At 73.9% G+C, this 21428-nt stretch carries 5 protein-coding genes; all 5 read right to left on the bottom strand.

From position 1 onward, the window contains the following. Nucleotide 1: 1 nt before the first annotated feature. The 5 genes from ACWEO5_RS14990 to ACWEO5_RS14970 all read right to left on the bottom strand — a co-directional run bounded on the left by ACWEO5_RS14990 (nt 2) and on the right by ACWEO5_RS14970 (nt 21280). Nucleotides 2-739, bottom strand: coding sequence for a ferritin-like domain-containing protein (locus ACWEO5_RS14990; protein WP_452162796.1), 738 nt, complete (start codon nt 737-739; stop codon nt 2-4). Between the two features lie 148 nt (nt 740-887). Further along, entirely contained in the window at nt 888-4982 is a 4095-nt protein-coding gene (locus tag ACWEO5_RS14985; protein ID WP_452162795.1) for a molybdopterin-dependent oxidoreductase, read from the bottom strand. A gap of 151 nt (nt 4983-5133) precedes the next feature. After that, nucleotides 5134-5520, bottom strand: coding sequence for a hydroxyphenylacetyl-CoA thioesterase PaaI (paaI, locus tag ACWEO5_RS14980; protein ID WP_452162794.1), 387 nt, complete (start codon nt 5518-5520; stop codon nt 5134-5136). A 165-nt stretch (nt 5521-5685) separates the two neighbouring features. Continuing rightward, nucleotides 5686-8571 carry an AfsR/SARP family transcriptional regulator gene (locus tag ACWEO5_RS14975; RefSeq protein WP_452162793.1) on the bottom strand — a complete coding sequence of 962 codons (2886 nt, stop codon included), beginning with the start codon at nt 8569-8571 and terminating at the stop codon, nt 5686-5688. 136 nt (nt 8572-8707) lie between these two features. After that, nucleotides 8708-21280: a toxin glutamine deamidase domain-containing protein gene (locus ACWEO5_RS14970; RefSeq protein WP_452162792.1), complete on the bottom strand. Its 12573-nt coding sequence runs from the start codon at nt 21278-21280 to the stop codon at nt 8708-8710. Between the last annotated feature and the right edge of the window lie 148 nt (nt 21281-21428).

The following is a 21428-nucleotide window of genomic DNA, read 5'->3' as shown; positions in this document are numbered from 1 at the left end:
CCTACCCCGCCCGCGGGTCCGCCACCGCCCGGCCCTCCCGGGCCGCCATCCGGGCACCGACCACCCGGGCGTGGCGGGCCACCGCGCCCAGGAAGCGGCCCCGGGAGGCCCGGACGGCGTGCAGCGCCGGGCCGTGGTCGACGGCGACGAACAGCGCGCCCGCGAGGGCCAGCAGCAGCCAGGCCGGCTGCGCGAACGGGCGCGCGGACGGCGCGAGTTCCGCGAAGGACTGCCGCAACCGCTGGACGTGGAACGGGATGTGGCGCCGCTCGTCGCGCAGGATCCGGCCGGCGACCTCGCGGGCCAGCGGGTCCGCGAGGCCGTCCCGCAGGCTGCGGTAGTACTCGACGGCGACCAGCTCGGCGACCATCAGCACCATCAACTCGGTCCGCAGCCCCAGCAGTCGGCGCACCCGGACGAAGATCCGGTCGCTCCAGTGCCCGTCCAGTAGCGGCGCCCCGGCCGCTCCCAGCAGCTCGGCGAGCAGCCGCGCGTGGTTGCGCTCCTCGTCGACGAACAGCCGCACCGCCGCCGAGTACGCCGCGTCCCCCGCCAGGTCCGCCTTGGCCCGCAGGTTGGCCCCGTCCCCGTCCTCCCCGACCTGGAACTTCTGCAGGCTCCGCACCACCACCGCGGGCAGCTCGACCCCGTGCCCCCACTCCGGGTCCGCGATCCACTCCCGGCGCGCCTTCTCCGCCTCGAACGCCGCCACCCACTCGTCGAATCCGCTCCCGGGCATGGCTCCGCCCCCGCTCTCGTACGTGGTGCTGCGCCCGCCGCACCGACGGCATGCGGGCGCACCAGGACGAACGCCACGGTCCGGTGGCGCACGACCGGTACGCTACCGCAACTCTGAACGCGTTCAAATAGGCGTGGCCGGCGGCGGCTCAGTAGACGTCGCGGACGTAGCGCTTCTCGGCGGCGAGGGACTTGACGTAGGCGGTGGCGTCCTCCGGGGTGAGGTTGCCGTGGGTGGTGGCGATGTCGTGGAGGGCGCGGTCGACGTCCTTGGCCATCCGGGAGGCGTCGCCGCAGACGTAGAAGTGGGCGCCGTCCTGGAGCCAGGACCAGAGGTGGTGGCCGTGTTCGCGCATCCGGTCCTGGACGTAGACCTTGGCGCGCTGGTCGCGGGAGAAGGCGGTGTCGAGGCGGCTGAGGGTGCCGTCGGCGAGGTGGGCGGCGAGTTCCTCCTGGTAGTAGAAGTCGGTGGCCCGGTGCTGTTCGCCGAAGAACAGCCAGTTGGGCGCGCGGTGGCCGCGGGCGCGGCGGTCCTCCAGGAAGCCGAGGAAGGGGGCGACGCCGGTGCCTGGGCCGACCATGATCATGGGGGTGGCGGGGTCGGCGGGCGGGCGGAAGTGCGGGGAGCGCTGGAGGTGGACGGGGACGGTGGCGCCGGGTTCGGCGTCGGCGAGGTGGGTGGAGCAGACGCCGCCGCGCGGCTGGCCCTTGAGGCTGTCCCAGCGGACCACCGAGACGGTGAGCGAGACCAGCCGGGGGTCGGTGAGCGGGCTGGAGCAGATCGAGTACTGGCGGGGCTGGAGCTTGCCGAACACCTCGGCCCACTCCTGGGCGGTGGCGCGGACGCCGAACTCGGCGGCCACGTCGACGGCTTGGCGTCCCCAGGTCCAGCGGGCCAGCGCGTCGGTGTTGTCGGCGCGCAGCAGGGCGCGCAACTCGCGGTCGTCGCGGGTGCGTTCGGCGGTGAAGCGGAGCAGCTTGGGGCTGACCCTGGTGATGTCGAGGTGGCGGGTGAGGGCCTCGCGCAGCGGCAGTTCGCCGGGGCCGGGGAGGGTGACGGCGCTGTCGCCGGGCAGGCCGGTGACGGCGAGCCATTCTTCCACCAGGGCAGGCGAGTTGACGGGGTGGACAGCGAGCGCGTCGCCGGCGGCGTAGTCGAGCGGGAGGCCGAGGTCGCCGGTGTCGAAGGTGAAGCGGCGCACCTCCTTGCCCGAACCGGGGCCGGAGAGCAGCCGGTTGCCGACCAGCCGGGCGGGGGTGGTGCTGCGGCGCGGGGCGGTGGCGGGCACGGCGGCCGGGGCCGGCGGCGGGGACGCGGCCTGCCGGCCGAGGGCGGCCAGGACGCCCTCCAGCCAGCTGTCGGCGGTGTTCTCGTAGTCGGGTTCGCAGTCGGCGCGCGGGGCGAGGCGGTGGGCGCCGAGTTCGGCGAGGCGGGTGTCGAGGCGGCGGCCGTGGCCGCAGAAGTCCTGGTAGTTGGAGTCGCCGAAGGCGAGGACGGCGTAGCGGCGGCCGTCGAGGCGGGTGGTGCCGTCGGCGCTGAGCGCGTCCCAGAAGCCGGCGCCGTTGTCGGGGGCGTCGCCGTCGCCGTAGGTGGAGGTGATCAGCAGCAGGTCGGCGTCGCCGGGCAGCGCGGCCGGGTCGGTGTCGGCCATCGCGTGCAGGGCGGCGGGGTGGCCGCCGGCGGTGAGGCGGGCAGCGGCGGCGGTGGCGTACTCCTCGGCGGTGCCGGTCTGCGAGGCCCACAGGACGAGGAGTTGGCGGGTGGCGGCGGTGCCGGCGGCGGCCGGGGCGGGGGCGGCGGTGCGCGAGTAGAGGCCGGCCAGCGCGCCGTTGACCCACTGGGCGCGCCCGGGGTCGAAGGGGGCGTCGGCGGGGAGCACCGGCACCCCGGGCAGTCCGGTCGGCAGGGCGGCCAGGAACCCGGCCAGGTAGCGGCGTTCGACCTCGGAGAGGACCGGCGGGGGCGCCGGGTCCAGTCCGAACACCGAGGCGGAGGAGGCCGCGGAGGCGGCGGTGGCGGCGGCGGTGGCGGCGGAAGGGACGACGGCGGTGACGGGGACCGGGGCCGGCGTCGGGACCTTGGCCAACGAGACCGCGCAGTACTTGAGTTCGGGCTGGAAGGAGAGCGGGTCGACGGCGTCGGAGGTGACCGCGTTGACCGACAGGTACTCGCCGAACAGGTCGTTCCAGTGGAACGGCGCGAAGCAACTCCCGCGCTGCACGCGGTCGGTGACCTTGGCGGGCAGCACGGCCCGGCCGCGCCGGGAGGAGACCTCGACGCCGTCGCCCTCGCCGATGCCGAGCGCGGCCGCGTCCTCGGGGTGGATCTCGACGAACGGCGACGGGTCGAGCTTGCTGAGCTTGGCGACCTTGGCGGTCTTGGTGAGGGTGTGCCACTGGTGCGGGAGGCGGCCGGTGTTCAGGACGAACGGGTAGTCGTCGTCCGGGAGTTCGGCCGGGTCGAGGTGCGGGCGGGGGTGGAAGGCGGCCCGGCCGCTGGGGGTGGGGAAGTGCGGGGTGCCGTCGGGCAGCAGGTAGCGGATCGGGTTGCGGTCGGGCCCGTCCGGCTCGGCCGCGGGCCACTGCACGGGGGTGTCGCGCAGCCGGGGGTAGGAGGCGCCGCGCAGGTCCCAGCCGGTGACGGGGTTGTACGCCTGCTTGAGCTCCTCGAAGACCTGCTCGGCGTCGGTGAAGTCGAAGCCCTCCGAGTAGCCCATGGCGCGGGCGACTTCGGCGATGATCCGCCAGTCGGGGAGGGCCTCGCCGGGCGCGTCGGCGGCGGGGCGGGCCAGCGTGAGGTTGCGTTCGCTGTTGATCAGCACGCCCTCGGTCTCGGTCCACAGCGCGGCGGGCAGCACCACGTCCGCGTACGCGTTGGTCTCGGTGTCGGTGAACACGTCCTGGGTGATGACGAGTTCGGCCTGCTCCAGGCCGGCTATCACGGTGCGCCGGTTGCCGACCGAGGCGACCGGGTTGGTGCAGATGATCCAGCACGCCTTGATCTCGCCGTCGGCCAGTTTCTCGAACATCTCGACGGTGCCCTTGCCGACGCCGTCGGCGCGCAGCGTGCCGGGCGGCAGGTTCCACAGCCGCTCGGTGAACTCGCGGTCGGCGGGGGCGAGGACGGAGCGCTGGCCGGGCAGCCCGGGGCCCATGTAGCCCATCTCGCGGCCGCCCATCGCGTTGGGCTGGCCGGTCAGCGAGAACGGGCCGCTGCCGGGGCGGCAGATGGTGCCGGTGGCCAGGTGCAGGTTGACCAGGGCGTTGGTGTTCCAGGTGCCGTGGGTGGACTGGTTCAGCCCCATCGTCCACAGGCTGGTGAACTCCCCCGCCTCGCCGATGAGTTCGGCGGCCCTGCGGATGTCGGCCTCGGCCAGGCCGGTGAGCTCGGCGACCCGGTCCGGCGGGTAGTCGGCGAGGAGGTCGGGCATCGCCTCCCAGCCCTCGGTGTGCCGCTCGATGAACGCCGGGTCGGTGTGCCCGTTCGCGTGCAGCAGGTGCAGCAGGCCGTTCAGCAGGGCCAGGTCGGTGCCGGGGCGGATCTGCAGGAACAGGTCGGCCTTGGCGGCGGTGGCGGTGCGCCGGGGGTCGACGACGATCAGCTTGGCGCCCGCCTTGACCCGGTCCATCATCCGCAGGAACAGGATCGGGTGGCAGTCGGCGGCGTTCGAGCCGATCACCAGGAACACGTCGGCCAGGTCGAGGTCCCGGTAGGAGCCGGGCGGGCCGTCCGCGCCCAGCGACAGCTTGTAGCCCGTCCCGGCGCTGGCCATGCACAGCCGGGAGTTCGACTCGATCTGGTTGGTCCGGACGTACCCCTTGGCGAGCTTGTTCGCCAGGTACTGGGCCTCCAGGCTCATCTGCCCCGACACGTACAGCGCGAAGGCGTCCGGCCCGTGCTCGTCCACGATCGCCCGCAGCCGGCGGCCGGTGGCGGCGATCGCCTCGGCGACCGGCGTCGGCACCGGGTCCTCGCCCCGGGCGGGGCGGACCAGGGCGGTGCCGAGCCGGCCGGGCGCGGCCAGCATGTCGGCGGTGGTCGCGCCCTTGGTGCACAGCCGGCCGCGGTTGGCCGGGTGCTCCGGGTCGCCGGAGACCTTCCGCACGGTGCGACGGCCGTCCGGGCCGGTTCCGACGTCCAGGAGCAGGCCGCAGCCCACCCCGCAGTAGGAGCAGACCGACCTGACCTGTTCGGTCCCCGGTCGCTGCGGCTTCGCTGCGTCCTGCGCCACCTGTCCGGCCACGGGAGCCCTTCCGTTCGACCTGCACCTGCCTGTGGCGACTGTAGGAAGGGCGCATTTCACGACTGTCTCCACGGCGGACGGTCGGCGGTTACGCCGACCGCACAGCCCGGGGCCGCCCCCGGTGAGGGGCGTCCCGGCCCCGCACCCGGCCTCAGCCGCTGTGCGGCACCCCCGCGACCAGCACGCTCTGGCCCCGGAACTCGGCGACCACCGCGCCCGCCGCCGTCCGCACCGTCACGTCGTAGACGCCCTGCCGCCCCGCCATGGTCCGTTCCACGGCCTCCGCGACCAGCTCGTCGCCGAGCTGCGCCGGGGCCAGGAAGGTGATCTGCGCGCCCTGGGCCAGCGCGACCGGCCCGTAGCTGTTGCAGGCGTACGAGAAGGCGACGTCGGCGAGCAGGAACACGTACCCGCCGTGCCCGATCCCGTGCGCGTTGGCCATCTCCCCGGTGACCTTCATCCGCGCCACCGCGCGGCCTCCGGACACCTCGTCGAGCACGATGCCCGCGCCGTTGGCGGCCCGGTCGCGTTCGAACATTTCTTCGATCCTGGAACGTCCCACTACAGGCTCCCCCGGCGAGCTGCGCGTTCGGCGAAGCAGCATTAGACCGAGGCTGCTGACAGCCTGTCAATGCGGCCTCGGCGGGGACGGAGGCGGGGGCGGGCGGCGGCAGGGGACGGGAACCGGGGGCGGGAGCGGGGCTCAGCTCGGGGAGAGCAGGTCGGCCCGGCGGCGGTGCGCGGCGGCCGTCCGGGCCTCTCCGGCGGCGTCCTCGGCCCGGGCCAGCGCGCGCAGCACGTCGGCGGTGGCCTCGTCGTGGCCGATCCGCTCGGCCTCGGCGAGGGCGGCGCCGAGCCGGGTCCTGGCCTCGGCGTGCCGGCCGAGGCCGGAGAGCGCCTCGCCGGCCGCGCCGTGCAGCAGGACGCGGCGCGGGTCGGGTCGCTCGCCGGTGCACAGCGCGAGGCCGTGCAGGGCGTGGTCGAGGGCCTGCCGGGGGCGGCCGACCACCAGCTGGTGGCGGGCCAGGTGCTGGCGGGTCAGCGCCACGGTGTGCGGGTGGTCGGCGGCCAGCGCGATCTCCAGGGCCCGGTCCAGCCCGGCTCCGGCGGCGGCGTGCTCGGCCAGCTCGGAGTGCACCGCGGCCAGGTTGACCAGGGCGATCGCCCGGCCGACCTGGTTGCCCGCCCGGACGGCGAGCTCGGCGGCGGGGCCGAGGCAGGCGGCGGCCTCGTGCAGGCGGCGGTTGGAGACCAGCACCCAGCCGAGCAGCGCCCGCACCTGGCTCTCGCCGTCCACGTCCCCGGTCTCCACGGTCGCCTCCAGGGCGAGTTGGAGCTGCGGCACCCAGCCGTCGCGGACCCGGCGCAGGATCAGCGGCCACTGGGTGAGCACCAGCCGCCAGGCCCGCTCCGGGCCCGTGGTGGCGATCACCTCGGCGAGCGTCTCGCGGTGCGCGCCGAGCCACTGCAGGGCGTCCTCGGCGGTGTCGAACTCGGGGACGGAGCGCGGACGGCGGCTGTCGGCCGGGGGTTCGCAGCAGGGCCGGCTGGCGGGTTCGACGCACAGCGCGGCGGCCAGGCCGGTGTGCAGGTACTGGTCGGCGAGCCGGGTACGGGCGGCGCGCTGCTCGGACCGGCCGGTCTCGGCGGCGAGCTGGCGGGCGTACAGCCAGACCAGGTCGTGCAGGGTGTACTGCTCGGCGCCGGTCTCGGTGACCAGGTGGGTGGCGGCGAGCTGCTCCAACGCCTCGGCGGCGTCCCGGTGTTCGAGGTCGGCGAGGGCGGCGGCGGTGTGGGCGTCGACCATCGGACCCGGGTGCAGGCCGAGGGCGCGGAACAACCGGGCCGCGGTGGGCGGGAGTTGCTCGTGCGAGATCCGCAGCGCACTGGTGACGCTGATCTCCTCGGCCGCCAGCTGGCTCAACCGGTGCTGCTCGTGCCGCAGTTGCTCGGCGACGGCGGCCAGGCCGCGGCGCGGGTCGGCGGCGGCCTTGGCGGCGGCGACCCGCAGCGCGAGCGGCAACCCGTCGCACAGGTCGGCGAGTTCGCGGACGGCCTCGGGTTCGGCGGCGATCCGGGCCGGGCCCAGCACCCGGGCCAGCAGGGCCGCCGACTCCTCCGGGCGCAGCACCGACAGCGGGACGGGGCGGGCGAGTTCGGAGGCGACCAGGCCGAGCATCCGGTACCGGCTGGTGACCAGCGCGGCCGAGTCGGAGCCGGCCGGCAGCAGCGGCCGGACCTGCTCGGACTCGCGGGCGTTGTCGACCACCACCAGCAGCCGGAGCCCGGTGGTGGCCCGCCGGTAGAGCGCGGCCCGGCCGGCCAGGGTGGGCGGCAGGTCCGCCGGGTCGGTGCCCAGGGCGACCAGGAACTCGGCCAGCACGTCGCCGAGTTCGCGGTCCGGACGGTCGCTGAACCCGCCGAGGTCGGCGAACAGCACGCCGTCGGGGAAGTCCCCGCCGTGCCGGTGCGCCCAGTCCAGCACGAGCGCGGTCTTGCCGACCCCGGCCGGGCCGGTGACCAGGGCGATCGCCCCGTCCGGCCCGGTGCGCAACGCGTCGCCCAGCGCGGCCAGTTCGGCGGCCCGGCCGTAGAAGCCGCGCGGGGCGCGGGGCAGCAGGTCGACGGCGGCGGACGGAGCGGACCCGGCGGACCCGGCGGACCCGGCCGATGACGCGGCGTCCTCGGCGTCCTCGGTATGTGCCTCGCTGCCCGTCCGGACGGGGGTGCGCGCCGCCGACCGGACCCGCCCGGCGGCGGCCGGAACCGGGGCGGCCGGAACCGGGGCGGCGGCTGGAGCGGCGACCGCCCCCGCGTCCGGCTCGGTGCGACCGCTCTCGGTGCGACCGCTCTCGCCGCGCAGGATCCGCTCGTACGCGGCGTTCAGGGCCCGGCCCGGGTCGACGCCGAGGCGGTCGGCGAGGGCCTCCCGGGTGCGGTGGTACCAGTCGATGGCGTCGGACTGCCGCCCGGCCCGGACCAGGGCGAGCATCAGCGCGGAGACCAGCGATTCGCGCAGCGGGTGGGCGACCGTCTCGGCGCGCAGCAGTTCGGCGGCGCGGGCGGGTTCGCCGAGCCGCTGGAGGTGGTCGGCCAGCGCCTCGACGGCGGCGAGCCGGTTCTCCTCCAGGGTCTGCCGCCAGGCTTCCAGCGGGGTGCTGGCGACGGTGCCGGTGAGGGCGGGGCCGCGCCACAGGCCGAGGGCCTGTTCGAGGGCGCCGACCACCTCGGTGGAGCGCTGCTCGACCCGGGCGGCGGCCACCAGCGCGTCGAACTGCTCGACGTCGAGCAGCCCTTCGGGCAACTGCAGGACGTAGGCGTCGCCCGCGGTGGCGAGCCGGACGCCGTCCCCCTCGGCCCCCGCCCCGGCGAGCAGGGCGCGCAGCCGGGAGACGTGGCCCTGCACCACGGTGCGGGCGTTGGCGGGCGGTTCGTCCGCCCAGAGCGCCTCGATCAGCTGGGCGACGGACACGGCGCGGTCGCGGCGCAGCAGCAGCAGGGCGAGCAGGCTGCGCCGCTTCTCCGGCCCGAGCTGGAGCGCGCCGTCCGCACCGTCCGCCGCGACTGCGCCGAGCAGCCGGAATCTCACCGTGTACCCCCCACTGTGGTGCTACGTCCGGTCACGGAGGTTATCCGGCCGTTATCCGGTGCACACCACCGGGGCCTGGACCGGTGAGCCCGCCGGGCCCCGGTCGGGGCCCGGCGGTCGTGCTGTTCCCGTCCACTCAGCCGGACGCCTCCGGGGAGCCGCCCCGGCCCGCGGCGAACTGCCACGCCGCGGCGACCCGGGCGGCCTCCGCGTCGCCGAGCGGGGCGCCGCCGGACGGAGCGTCCTGCGGCTGGCCGTCCTGCGGCTGCGCGCCCGCGGGCTTGCGGTGGCGCAGCGTCAGTTCGCGGTCGCCGCCGGGGCGGGCGGTGACCAGGTAGTCCCAGTTCCCGTCGGCCCCCTCCGGGGCTTCCTCCGGAGCGCCCTTCGAGGTCTCCGGCGCGGGGGTCAACTGGACGATGACCTCGCTCGGCGCGGTGCCCGGCTTGAGGTAGGTCTGCTCCTCGAACTTCCGGATCTGTTCCGCCACGTCGCCGCCGTCCAGCTGGAACCGCCGGCTCAGCAGCAGGCCGGCGTCCTCACCGAGGACGGTGAGGCTCAGCTTCCCGCCGGCCGGTGTGCCGTCGCCCGGCAGGGCCCGGGCGGCGTCCGCGGCGGTCGCCATCGCGCTGGTGACCAGTCCGCTGGCCGGGCCCCGGTCGGTCCACGTCTCGCGGTGGACGTCGTACTGCTCCTGCTCGGGCCAGCCGTCGTGCGCGCCGAGGACCAGGTCCTCCAGGGTGAACGGCCCGTCGCCCGCGGTCCGTCCGGGGGCTCCGAGCGGCCGGGCCGCCTCGGCGGCGCGCCGGCCGAGGTAGTCGATCGCCCGGGTCGCGGTGGCGGCCGGCAGCGGGCCCCCCTTGGGGGCGCCGAGCAGTCCGCCGAGCAGGTCGGCCGCGCCGAGGGAGGTGCCGCCGCCCAGCTTTACCAACTGGTGGACGGCCTGGACGCGGCCCCGGTCGGCTTCGGTCCCGGCGGTGAAGTCCGCCCCGTAGACGGCCCTGCCGAGTTGCACGGTGCTGGTGAGGTGCCGGTGTTCGGCGGGGGTGGCCTTGGCCGGGTCGTACGGCTGGTCGCCGCCCAGGACGCGGTGCACCTCGTCGAGGAGGCGCGCCTCGCCGTAGTGCAGTTCACCGGTGGGGTGGGCCGGGCCGAAGGAGAGGTAGTGGTCCACCGGGACGTTCGCGGTACTGGTCTCCGTCAACGGGATGTCGAGGGTGACGGGGATGAGCCCCTTCTCCTTGAGCGGTTGGCGGTCGCCGTCGAAGAACGTCACCTCGACCTCGGCGTAGCCGTGGTAGCGGGCCGCCCCGAACGGGATCTTGCCGTTGGAGACGATCTGCCCGGAGCCACCGTGGCCGCCACCCGCCCGCCAGGCGTGCTGGCTGCCGCCGATGATCGCCGGGGTGTTGGTGAAGGAGGAGGCGCCGGTGATCTTCGCGCCGAACTGCGCCTGGGCACCCGCGTCGCCCGACGACAGGGCGTAGCCGAGCGAGCCGCCGGAGGCGGAGTTGGCCGGGCTCAACTCCCCCACCTCGTCGTTGGTCCGGTGTTCGAGCGAGACCATCCTCACGTCGAACTCGACGCCCTTGTCCCGGCCGAACAGCACCCGCTTGACCGGAGCGGTCTTCGCGCCCTCCGTCGGCGTCTCTTCCTTCGGCGTCTCTTCCGTCGGCGCACCTTCCGTCGGCGCGCCCTCCTTCGGCGCACCTTCCGTCGGCGTCTCTTCCTTCGGCGCGCCCTCCTTCGGCGTCCCTGCCCCGGGCTTCCCTTCGCTCTCCGGCGTGCCGTGGGAGGCGGCGGTGAACAGGGCCGAGAGGTTGGCGTACTTGGTGACCTTGCCGGTCTGGGGCTCCATCTTCTCCCAGGCCGACCGGCCGAAGTACTCCGGTCCGCGCAGCCGCACCAGGTCCTGGACACCGCCGACGTCGTCGAGGAAGCGCAGCACGTCGGTGTCGCGCAGCCCGTTCTTCCAGACCCGTTCCGGCGGGATCGAGATGCTGGTCGGCCCGAAGGCCAGCGGGATGGTCTCCACCGGCTCCTTTTCGGTGGCGGCGGGCTTCCCGCCCTTTTCGGTGGCGGCGGGCTTCCCGTCCTCACCGGCGGGAACAGCCTTCCCGTCCCCGTCGGCGGCGTCGGACTTCGTCGCGGGCACCGGCACGGTCCCGGCGGTCTCGACGATGCTCTCGAAGCCGATCACCGCCGTCCGGGACCGGAACACCGAGGCGCCGATCCACGGCCGCCGCTCGAAGGTGAACTGCAGCTCCGCCTCGCCCTGGTAGGCGCTGCCCGGCAGTTTGGCCTTGGTCGCCATGCCGCTGGAGACGCTGCTGTTGTGTACCTCGACCTGCTCCCGGCCGCGGCCGCCGGTGCCGGTCAGTCCGGGGGTCAGCGAGACCGGCGCGCCGGGGACGGGGGCGGAGCCGGTGATCCCGAGCAGGCCGTGGTGGCCCTGGCCGGTGGCGTCGACGTCGGCGAACGTCCGCTGGACGTCGGTGCCGGTGTTGAACTCGGTGGTGCCGGAGCTGCCGAGGTGGTCCATCCGGTCGCGGAGCACGGCGCGGACCCGGACGGTGGTGCGCCCGTGCCGGACGACGATCTCGTCCCCGGCCGTCATGCCCTTCAGGCGGGACTGCAACCGGTCGGGGGTGAGTTCACGGTCCAGCTTGCTGCGGAGTCCGGACCAGTCGCTCCGGAACGGGTTGCTCACCGACTTCTGTTCCTGCTTCGGAGTCTTCCCGCTCACCCGCTTCAGCCAGTCGGGCTTCCAGCCCGACTCGACCTGGGACAGCACGGCCTCGCCGAACGTCTGCCGTGACCCCGATTGACCGGCCGGGGCCGTCGAACCGTTCGGGGCCGTCGAGACCTTCGGGCCGTTCGAACCCGTCGAACCCGTCGAGCCCTTCGAGCCCTTCGAGTCCTCCGACGGGATGTAGACGTCGGTGATGATCGCCGAGGAGTCCAGCCGCCGCCGTCCACCCGCGAAGCTGACGGGCTCGGTGCTGTCGGGCCGCTTGCCCGGGGCCGCCACCGGCTGGGCGTCGCGCGTCGGGACGGCCACCCGGGCGACCGTGTCGACGGTCTCGGTGACCGTGCCGTCCGGGACGCCCAGCCGGGTGAACTTCACCGTGACGTCGTAGGCCGTTTCGACGTCGAAGAACACGGCCGGCTCGACGTGCTTGCCCCGGTTCGAGGCCGAGCCGACGCTCTCCGCGGTCCGGCCCTGGCTGTGGTCGCTCCGGTGCGCGTAGGCGCCCAGGACGTCCAGCACCGGCGTCTTCACCTTGAACCGGGTGCCGAAGAACAGCCGCCGGCGCGTGTCGCGCACGTTGCCCTGACCGCTCGACGTGCGGGTGCCGGACTCGAACTCGTACTTCTCCGTCGACGAGTGGTAGTTGGCGTCCTTCACCCGGGCCCTGACCGTGATCTCGGCCTTCCAGGTGGGACCGGAGACCGTCTCGGTGATCTTGCTGCCCCGGGTGAGCGGGGAGAGCTGGGTCTTCAGCGCGATCCGGTCGAGGGTCGTGTCGAGCCGCTCCTCCACCTTCGCCGAGGGCTCGCCGTGCTTGTCCCGGATCGCGCCCTTCACCTTCGCGAGCACCTGGTCGGCGCCGCGCAGGGTGTGGACGACGTACGAGGCGTTCACCTCCTTCTGCTTCAGCATCCGGGGGGGCGCGGTGTGGGTGGCGGTGGGCTTCGGGCGCTGAACGGTGTTGCGGGGCTCCGCGGGCGTGCCCTTCGCCGGGGCGGGCGTGGCCGGCCGCGCGAAGGTGACGCTGCCGTCCTCGCCGCGCGGCGCCCGGACCTTGGCCGTCTCCCGGGCGTCGACGCCCACCTCGACCCGGACCGGGGCCGAGACGGTGGGCAGGTCCCCGGCCTTGTCGCCGGGCCGACCGAAGCTGACCTCCACCGACAGGTCCGCCCCGTAGATCACCTGCGGGGCGCCGTACTTGCCGTTGGCGTACACCCGGTCGGCCTGCCGTCCCTGCCCGCCCTTGCGCTCGCGCTGCTGGCCGGTCCCGACGGCGGCCAGCTCGAAGCCGGGCGTGCCCTGGACCGGGATGACGCCCGCCTCGGCGGTGCCGATGGTGGTGTCCGACTGCAGTCGGCGGCCCACCCGGAACGTGCTGGTCTCATTGAGCGGGTTGAGTTCGGCCTTGCCGTCCTCGCGGCGGTAGGTCATGCCCTCGACCTTGGCCACCGCGCGGATCACCAGGTCCTCCTTGCCGGGGACCTTCACCACCAGCGGCTCGCCCCGGGTCATCCCGGTCAGCCGGGCGGCCAGGTTCGGCTGGCTGAAGCTCCGCAGCACCTGGTCGCGGATGCCGTCCCAGTCCTTGCGGAACCGCTCGCGTCCTGCGGCGTCGATCGCCGAGCGCAGGGCGGCGGTGCTCTCCAGGTCCCGGACGACCACCGTCTCGTCCAGCCCGCCCCGGTCGTTGCCGCCCGCCCAGACCGAGTCCGGCGGGGCGGGGACCTCCGGGTCCTCCTGCTTCTTCTTGGGCTGCTTCTCCGGCTGGTCCTTGGGCTGCTTCTCCGGCTGGTCCTTCGGCGGGGTGGACCCGGAGCCCTCCGGCGGGGTGGACCCGGAGTCCTTCGCCGCCGGGGGACGGGTGTCCGCCTGGTCGACGAGCAGGCGGACGTCCGCCGAACCCGCCTCGTGGGTCTCGGGCTTGCCGTTGAACGACAACGCGAAGCGCACGGCGCCGTCGTAGATGACGGCCGGCACCTTCGACTTGCTGGTGAGCTGCGACACCCGGCTCTCGCCCACGATCTCGACGTGGTCCCGGCCCAGCCGCTTGGCTCCGCCTCCGCCGGCCACCGCGTAGCCCGGCCGGAACACCTCCGTCAGCCCCAACTGGCCCGCGTTGCCCTCGTTCGTCACCGAACTGCGGACCTGCTGGACGGCGGTGCCGATGTTGAACTCGGTCTCCTTGGTCGTCCCGGTCTGGTGCAGGTCGCCGACCCGGGCACCGATCTCGACCGTGCCGATCCGGCGGCCCTGTTCGTCGGTCAGCGTGACGGTGACCGGTTCGCCCGCCGTCATGCTCTTCAGGTTCTGCTGCAACAGGTCGAAGTCGACCTCGGAGAGGACCCTCTCCCGCATCGCGGGCCACCTGTCGCCGAACTCCTGCCGCGCCGCCTGCTCGACGTGCTCCAGCAGCGCCTCCACCGGCTGCCGGCCCTCGGCCACGCCGCGCGGCGCCATGTCCAGCACGATCTCCTGCCCGCCGACCCGGCCGTCCAGCAACCGCTGCGGGGGCGTGCGCTGCTCGTCCTCCGGCCCGGTCCTGGTCTGCACCGGGACGGCGACGGTCACCCCGAGTTCCGCCTGCACGGTGCGGCCGCCGGAAGCGGTGCGCACCGGGGCGTCCTCGTGCCGCAGGCCGCCGAAGTCGACCTCCAGTCGCATCGTCGACTCGTACAGCTCCGCGTCCTGGACGGTCTTCGAGCGCGCGACCATCCCGCCGAGGTCCACCGCGACCTCGCTGTGGCCCCGGTCGTGGTAGTACCCGGCCATTTCGGTGGGCTCCCAGAGGTCCACGCCGTGCCGGGCCCGGAACCCGATGTTGTGCTGCCGCTGGCTGTCCCGGAGACTGCCGTTCGCCGCGGACAGGTCACCGCCGTTCTCGAACTCCAGCTTCTGGATGCCGTGCTCGAACGTCTTGACGACCTGGCCGCTCAGCTTGATGTCACCGCTCCAGCCGTCGCCCTCGAACGGGACGGTCCACGAGTCGCCCCGGGAGAACGCCCGGAGCATCGGCCGCAGGGTCGCCGGACCGAAGTGCGTGTCGGCGAACGTCCGGACCGCCGCCTTGTTCCCCGGCACCGCCTGGTTGAGGACGTCGATGACCTTGTCCCGGAGCTCCTTCTCGTCCTTGGTCAGGCCCACCACCAGGTCGGACCCCTCGATCGGCCGCGGCGGGACCTCCTTGCCCTCCGGCCCGTCGGTGTTCTGCTGTTCCGCCTCCGGCGCCTTCTGCTCGGGCGCCTTCTCCTGCTGCTTCCCCTCGGGCGCCTTCTGCTCCGGCGCCTTCTGCTCCGGCGCCTTCTGCTCCGGCGCCTTCTGCTGCTCCGGAGCCGGGTGCGACGGCGGCTGCTGCTCGGCGACGGGCGGCACCGGCCGGCTGCCGTCGTAGTGGTTGCCCTGGTGGTAGACCGTCACCTGCCGCCCGTCCGCCGGGCCGAAGACCGCCCGGGTGACGCCGTCGTGGTCGACCACACGGAGGTTGAGTCCCAGCGCGTGGGCCGCGGCGGGCGGGAGCATCTCGCCCGCGTTGCTCCCCCAGCGGTCCTCCCAGTTGCGGACGGTGTCCAGCAGGGCCGCGCGTTCGGCGGCGGACGGGGGCGGCGGGGTGCCGGTGGAGTGGTCGCTGAGGGTCTGCAGCCTGTCGGCGGAGAGGCCGAGCGGGTTGCCGGGGCCCAGCGCGTTCTGGGCGATCAGGTCGTTGCGGTGGTTGGAGACGATCTCGGTCGGCCACTGCTCCGGGCGGAGCGTGGCGAAGTGGTTCTCGACGGTGCTCCGGAACTGTTCGGCCGTGCCGCGGCTCACTGCCGCTCCTGGCGTGCCGACGGCGATCGAGTGCAGCAGGCAGAGGCCGTCCCCCGGCACCTGCACGCGCGGGGCGGCCGGCGGGAACTCCCCGCGCTCGGGGGTCGACGGGTGAACGGGCAGCGGTGTCAGCTCGATCGCGTTCGGGTCGGCCTGGTGCGGCGCGCCGAAGGTGCCGGTGTCCGTCGGGTCGGACGGGTGGGCCGATTCGCCGGAGGTGCTGAACCGCTCCATGAACAGCGGGTCGTGCGGCCCGGAGATGTTGTTCTCGCGCGGGTCGGCGACGGAGGCCCAGACCGTCCAGTCGGGGCGGAAGTTGTCGGGCATCGTGCCGTTGGCGGCGGCGACCTTGCGGTCGGTCAGGTCGGCCCAGCGCAGCGTGCCGTCCCGGTCGTGGACGAGGGCGACGGCGTGGCCGGTGCCGCTCGGTCCGGCGCCGAGCACGGTGGCGAAGCTGCCGGGCCCACCGGCCTGCACCGTGTCCATCAACTTCTGCACGGCGTCCGGCCCTTGGCCGAACAGTGCGGGGCCGTCGTGCCGCTTCCAGAGCGTGTTGCCGGGGATCGGTTCGACGGTTCCGTGCACGGTCTGCCCGGAGACCCGGGGGCGTCCGAAGTGGGTGTCCCGGTACGCCTCGACGTTCTCCAGGCAGGCGTTCAGGTCGTTGCCGGACCGGAAATCCGCGGCGGGATTCGTCGGCTCCTGGTGCGGATTGACCTTCTGGAGCAGCGAGTTGCTCATCGGCGGGTGCAACTTGGGCGCACCGCCGAGGTAGTTGACCAGCTCACCGGTCAACGGGTGCTCGGGGCCGATCCGTTCGTAGCCGCGGTCCCCCATCACCGCCTGGCTGTTCTCGTACTCGGGGGTCCGCCGCCGCTTGTCGGCCGGGGCCGTGGTCGGCCCGTCCTGCTCGTTCTCCTCGTCCTCGCGCCCGCGCTTGCGCGGGTTCGGCACCTGCTCACGCGCCGTGGTGCCGTCCGCGTCCGCCCGGTGCTCGACCGGCGACGTCGGACCGTCCGGGTCCCTCGGCTCCGGCGTGCGCGCGGGCGGGGTGTCGTCGCCGCGCACCGGGGCGCGGTCGGTGGCCGGTGCGGGCACCGAACCGAACCCGCTCCGCGGTACGGGCGCGGGCTCGGACTCGGACGAGGGCGCAGACTCGGGCGCGGGCTCGGGCGAGGGCTCGGGCGCAGACTCGGGCGAGGGCTCGGGCGCAGACTCGGGCGAGGGCTCGGGCTTCAGATAGGCGCTGGTCTCACTGTGCAGGCCGTCGATCCAGGCCGCGCTCGCGTCGAACTTGAACTCCTCGACCACTGAGCTGACTTGGCCCTTGAAGGCGTACGTCCCACTGGCGGGCTCCTGGTAGACCATCCGCAGGATGGCCTCCATCAGGATCTCGCTCTCCTTCGCGGCCTTCTGGTTCTCCTCCCCCTTGGTCTTCAGGATCCCCGCCACCGCGTGCAGCTCCTGCACTGTCAGGTCGGGCCGCCGGAGGCTCGCGAAGGTCTGCTCCTGGGCCACCAGCCGCTCGCGCAGCCCGTCGACCTCCTTGCTGATGGCGTCCTGCATCCAGCCCTCGGGCACATCTCGCAGCAACCACTCGGCGTTCCTCTCGAAGCGCCGGGCCTGCTCGGCGGGCACCGAGTCGTACAGGACCATGGTGCGCCTGGTGAACTCCTCCCCGGTGGGCCGGTCCAGCTTCAGCGGCCGGGTGGTGGTGGGGCGTCCGATGTGGTGGTTGTCCGGGGTCTTGACGACTTCCTGGCTGATCACCTCCCAGCCGGCCGGACCGTGCCGCAGCACGTTGGTGACCGCGTAGTCCTGCTTCTGGTGGGGATCCAGGTACTCGTCGATACCGAACCAGTCCGTCACGGGGTGCTTCACCCGGAACCTGGCCGCCGGGCCCAGGTTGGAGAGCGCCGAGTACGACTGCACGTGCCAGACCTTGAAGGAGTCCGGGCCCACGTCGGTGATCGCCAGCCCGCAGCCGTTCATGCCGCCGGTGAAGACCAGACTGTCTCCGGGCCGGGCGGGATCGGGTTCCCGGACGACCACCGTGTTGCCGATATTGGCTTCGTCGCGCATCGAGCCCGACTTGTACGGGAAGTAGCCGGCTCGGATGTACTCGTGGTCGGGCTTCGGGTCCGGCAGCGCCACACCGTTCGACGGCTCGGGGAAGTTCTTCTCACCCGGCTGCTTCGGGAGGCTCTTGTCGTGCGCCACGTACTTCTCCCACGCCGGGGTGAGGATGTACGCCTCCTGGTCGGGCCCGGAGTTCGGATCGCGTTCCAGGGTGAACCAGTGCTCGGGGCTGCGCTCCATCGCGGTGACGAAGTCGGCCACGTCCTTCTGCTTCAGGCCCGGGGTGCGCTGCAGGACGCCCTCGTCGAAGGACACCGAGACCGGGGTGTTCGTCAGGAACTCCACCGGGTCGTGCACCAGCCCGTACTCGGGGCTGTCGTCCGGGGGAAGCAGCGGCTCCTGGCTCGGCGCGGCCCCGTCGTCGTGCTGCTGCTGGTCCGTCTGCTGCTGGACCTGCTCGTGCTGGTCCGATCCGTGCTGGTCCGATCCGTGCTGGCTGGCAGCGGGCTGGTCGGACGTGTGCGGGACGGACGCGGTGGAGGGGCCGGCGTGGCCGGTTCCCTGCTGCCCGGTGGGCGGCCCGGTCCGGAGGTCCGATCCGAAGCCGTGCTGGTCGCCTTCGGCGCGCGGCGCACCGCCCGCGCGGCCGACCGGCGGCAGGGAGCCGGACGTCCCGGCGGCCGGTGGCTGCGGACGGCCGGAGCCGCCCGCGGCCACCGGCTCCGGGGCGGGCGCGTCCGCGGGCCGGGTGAAGCCGGAGTAGTTGTCCACGAAGTTCGGGTCGTGCGGGCCCGAGATGTTGTTCTCGTGCGGGTCGGCGACCGAGGCCCACACCGTCCAGTCGGGGCGGAAGTTCTCCGGCATGCCGCCGTCCGCGGGGGTGACCCGGTGGTCCGACAGGTCGGCCCACCGCAGTTGCCCGTCGTCGCCGTGGACCAGCGCGACCACGTGGCCGGTGCCCTCCTTGCCCGCGCCGAGCACGGTGGCGAAGCTGCCCGGGCCGCCGTCCCGCACCGTCTCCATCAGCTTCGGGATCGCGTCGGCGCCCTCGCCGAACAGCGCCGGACTGTCGTGCCGCTTCCACAGCGTGCTGCCCGGGTTCTGTTCCACGTCACCGTGCAGCGTCTGACCGGCGACCCGGGGACGGCCGAAGTGGGTGTCCCGGTAGGCCTCCACGTTTTCCATGCAGGCGTTCAGGTCGTCGCCGACCCGGAAGCCCTCGCCCGGGTGGACGGGCGCGGCGTGCGGGTTCACCTTCCCGAGCAGCTCGGGACTGACCGGCGGGTGCGCCTTCGCCTCGCCGCCGAGGTGGCTCACCAGGTCCTGCGTCAGCGGGTCGTGGGCACCGACGGCCCGGAAGCCGCGGTCCTGCATGACCGCGTCGCTGTTCTCGTACGACGGCGTCCGGCGCCGCTTCGGCTCGGGGGTGGGCTCGGAGACGGGCTGGTCGTCCCCGTCCTCGTCCCGTCCGCGCTTGCGGCTGTTCGACGGGGTGGGCGACGGCGGCGTGCTGTCGGCGTCCTCGTCCCGGCCGCGCTTGCGGCTGCCCGACGGGGCGGGCTGCTGCGACGGCGTGGTGTCGCTGTCGGCGTTCCGCCGGGGCGGGACGGCCCGGGTGTCCGAGGCGGGCGCGGTGGCCTCCGTCGGACGGGGCTGCCGGGGTTCGGGCACACCGGTGCTGTGCGCGGTGGCCGACGGGTGCACCTCGGGCGTCGGCTGCGACGTGGGCGCCGGGCGTGACGGGATCGAGCCGAAGTCCCGGGTGCTGGTGCCCTGTTGGACGTCCGCGGTGGGGTGCGGGGCCGACGGCGGGACGGGGGTGCCGTCGTCGCCGAGGCTCCGGGTCGACGGCGCCGGGCTGTTCAGGTCCTGGACGGACGTGGTGTCGGCGGAACCGGGCGGCAGGGACTGCCGGCCGTCGCTCTCGTGCCGCATCACGTCGATCCAGTCCGACTTCCGGAACTCCGAGATCAAGGTATCGGGCTGCCGGTTCGGGTAGGCCGCCGTTGCGTGCTCGAACAGCTGCTTGAGGTGGTCCTCGTTCTTGTCCAGGAATTCCCGGTTCTTCTGCTCCGCCTCCCGCAACGCGGTCACGGCGGCCCTGACGTCCTCCAGGGTCTTTCCGGGCTCCTGAAGCTCGGCGACGCGGCGCTCCTGAGCTTCGAGCCTCTTGCTCATGGTCTTGATGAACCCCGTCAGTTCCTCGACGTAGTGGTTCTCCTGGTCCAGCCCCTTGGTGAGGCTGTGCGCTGCGTCCTGGAACTGTCCGAGCTGCTGCTTCGCCCTGACGTGGTACGGATCGACCGTCATCTTGACGAGGTTCTCCGGGGTCTGCGCCGTGACCTCGAAGGGGATGGTCGACTGCTTGGAGACCCTCGGTGGACGGTTCGGATCCAGGATGTTCGCGTGCGTCTCCTGGCTGATCAACTCCCAGCCGTGCCCGTTGTAGCGCAGCATGTTGGTCGCCGCCGGCGTGTGGCCCGGCGGCAGGGGCGCCGCGTAGTCGTGCAGGCCCGCCCACTGGGTGACCGTCTTCCCCAGCCGGAAGTCGGCGCCGGCCTGCAGGTTCTCCGAGGCGGAGTACGACTGGTAGTGCCACGCCGTGAACGTGTCCTCGCCGGGTTTGACGGTGGCCACGAACGCGCAACCGTTCATCGCGTCGGTGAACACCAGCCCCTCGCGCGGGAGGTTCGGGTCCGGATGCAGCGGGACCTCGGCGTGGCCGATGGTGCTGTCGGCACCGGGACGCTCACTGGCCTCGTAGGGCACGTACGCGCCCTTCACGTAGTGGCTGTCGTCCTTCAGCGGCGGCAGCTGGGCCCCGAGCGGCTCGGGGAAGCTTTCGAGTCCGGGGAAGCTCTCGGGGTGCTCGGCGAAGTGCGCCGCGTACTTCTCCCACGCGGGCACCAGGTGGTAGGAGGGCTTGCCGCCGTGGCCGGGGGCCGGGTCCGGCTCCATCGTGAACCAGTGCTTGTCGCTCTTCTTCATCGCGCCGAGGAACACGATGTCCTGGCCCGGCCCCAGCCCGGGCATCCGTTGCTTCACGCCTTCGGAGAAGTCCACCGAGAGCAGGTTGTCCGCCAGGAACCCCGCCGGGTCGTGCATGATCCCGTGCTCCGGCGTGCCCACCGGCGGCAACGGCTCCGGCTCGACGTGCGGCACGACCTCGTCGTTCGACGGCCGGTCGGTGCCGTCCCGCTGCTCCTGGCCCTCGTGCTCGTCACGGGCCCGCGACGACTCGGCAGGAACCCCGTGCTCGGAGCGGAGCGAACTGCCGCCCTGGTGGCTGCCGCCGTCGAGGCTCCTGCTGCCACCGGACCCGCCCCGGACCGAACCGCCCGCCGAGCCCTGCTGGTGACCGTCCTGCCGCGGAACGGAGCCGAAGCCCCCCGGACGGCCGGACGCACCGGCCCCACCGCGACCGGCACCGCCCGCACCGACGGACGACGCACCGGGCAGGTACCCGCCGCCCGCCATCGGGGGCGGCGTGACGGTCGACGACGGCGTGCCGTCCGGCACGGCGTCCGACAGCACCTGGCCGGGCACCTGCTCCGGCCCAGCCGGACGCACCGGCGCCGGAGCGGACGCGCCCCGGCTGCCACCGTCCAGGTGGGTACCGCCGGCACCGGCCAGGCTCCCGGCCCCGCCGAGCACGCCCGACAGGTTCGGCACCCCGGACGACTGCTGCGCCGCCGTGGCACCGACCGGCTGCTCCGTCACCCTCGGCCCGGCGGCCCCGTCCGTCGGGGCCGGAGCCTCCTGGTGCGCGACCTGGTGCGGCACGGGCGTCTCGTGCGGCTGGACGGTCGGCGTCTCGTGCGGCTGCGATGCGGCGGACTCGTGACGCGGGGCCGGAGCCCCGTGCGACTGCTCGGGAACCGGCTCCTGGTGCGGCACGGGCGTCTCGTGCGACACCTGCTCCACACGGACGGGCTCCAGCGGCGTGACCTGCTCGTGGTGCGGCGCCGGGGTCTCGTGCGGCTGAACGGTCGGCGACTCGTGCGGCTGCGGCGTCGGCGTCTCGTGCGGCTGAACCGCCACCGGCTCCGGACGCGGCGCGGGCGACTCCTGGTGCGGCACCGGCGTCTCATGCGGCTGAACCGTCGGCGACTCGTGCGACTGCGGCACCGGGGTCTCGTGCGGCTGAACCGCCACCGGCTCCGGACGCGGCGCGGGCGACTCCTGGTGCGGCACCGGCGTCTCATGCGGCTGAACCGTCGGCGACTCG

This window comes from Kitasatospora sp. NPDC004272, from assembly GCF_053603035.1.
The sequence above is the reverse complement of the archived record's forward strand: the minus strand, read 5'-3'. Positions and strand labels throughout refer to the sequence as shown.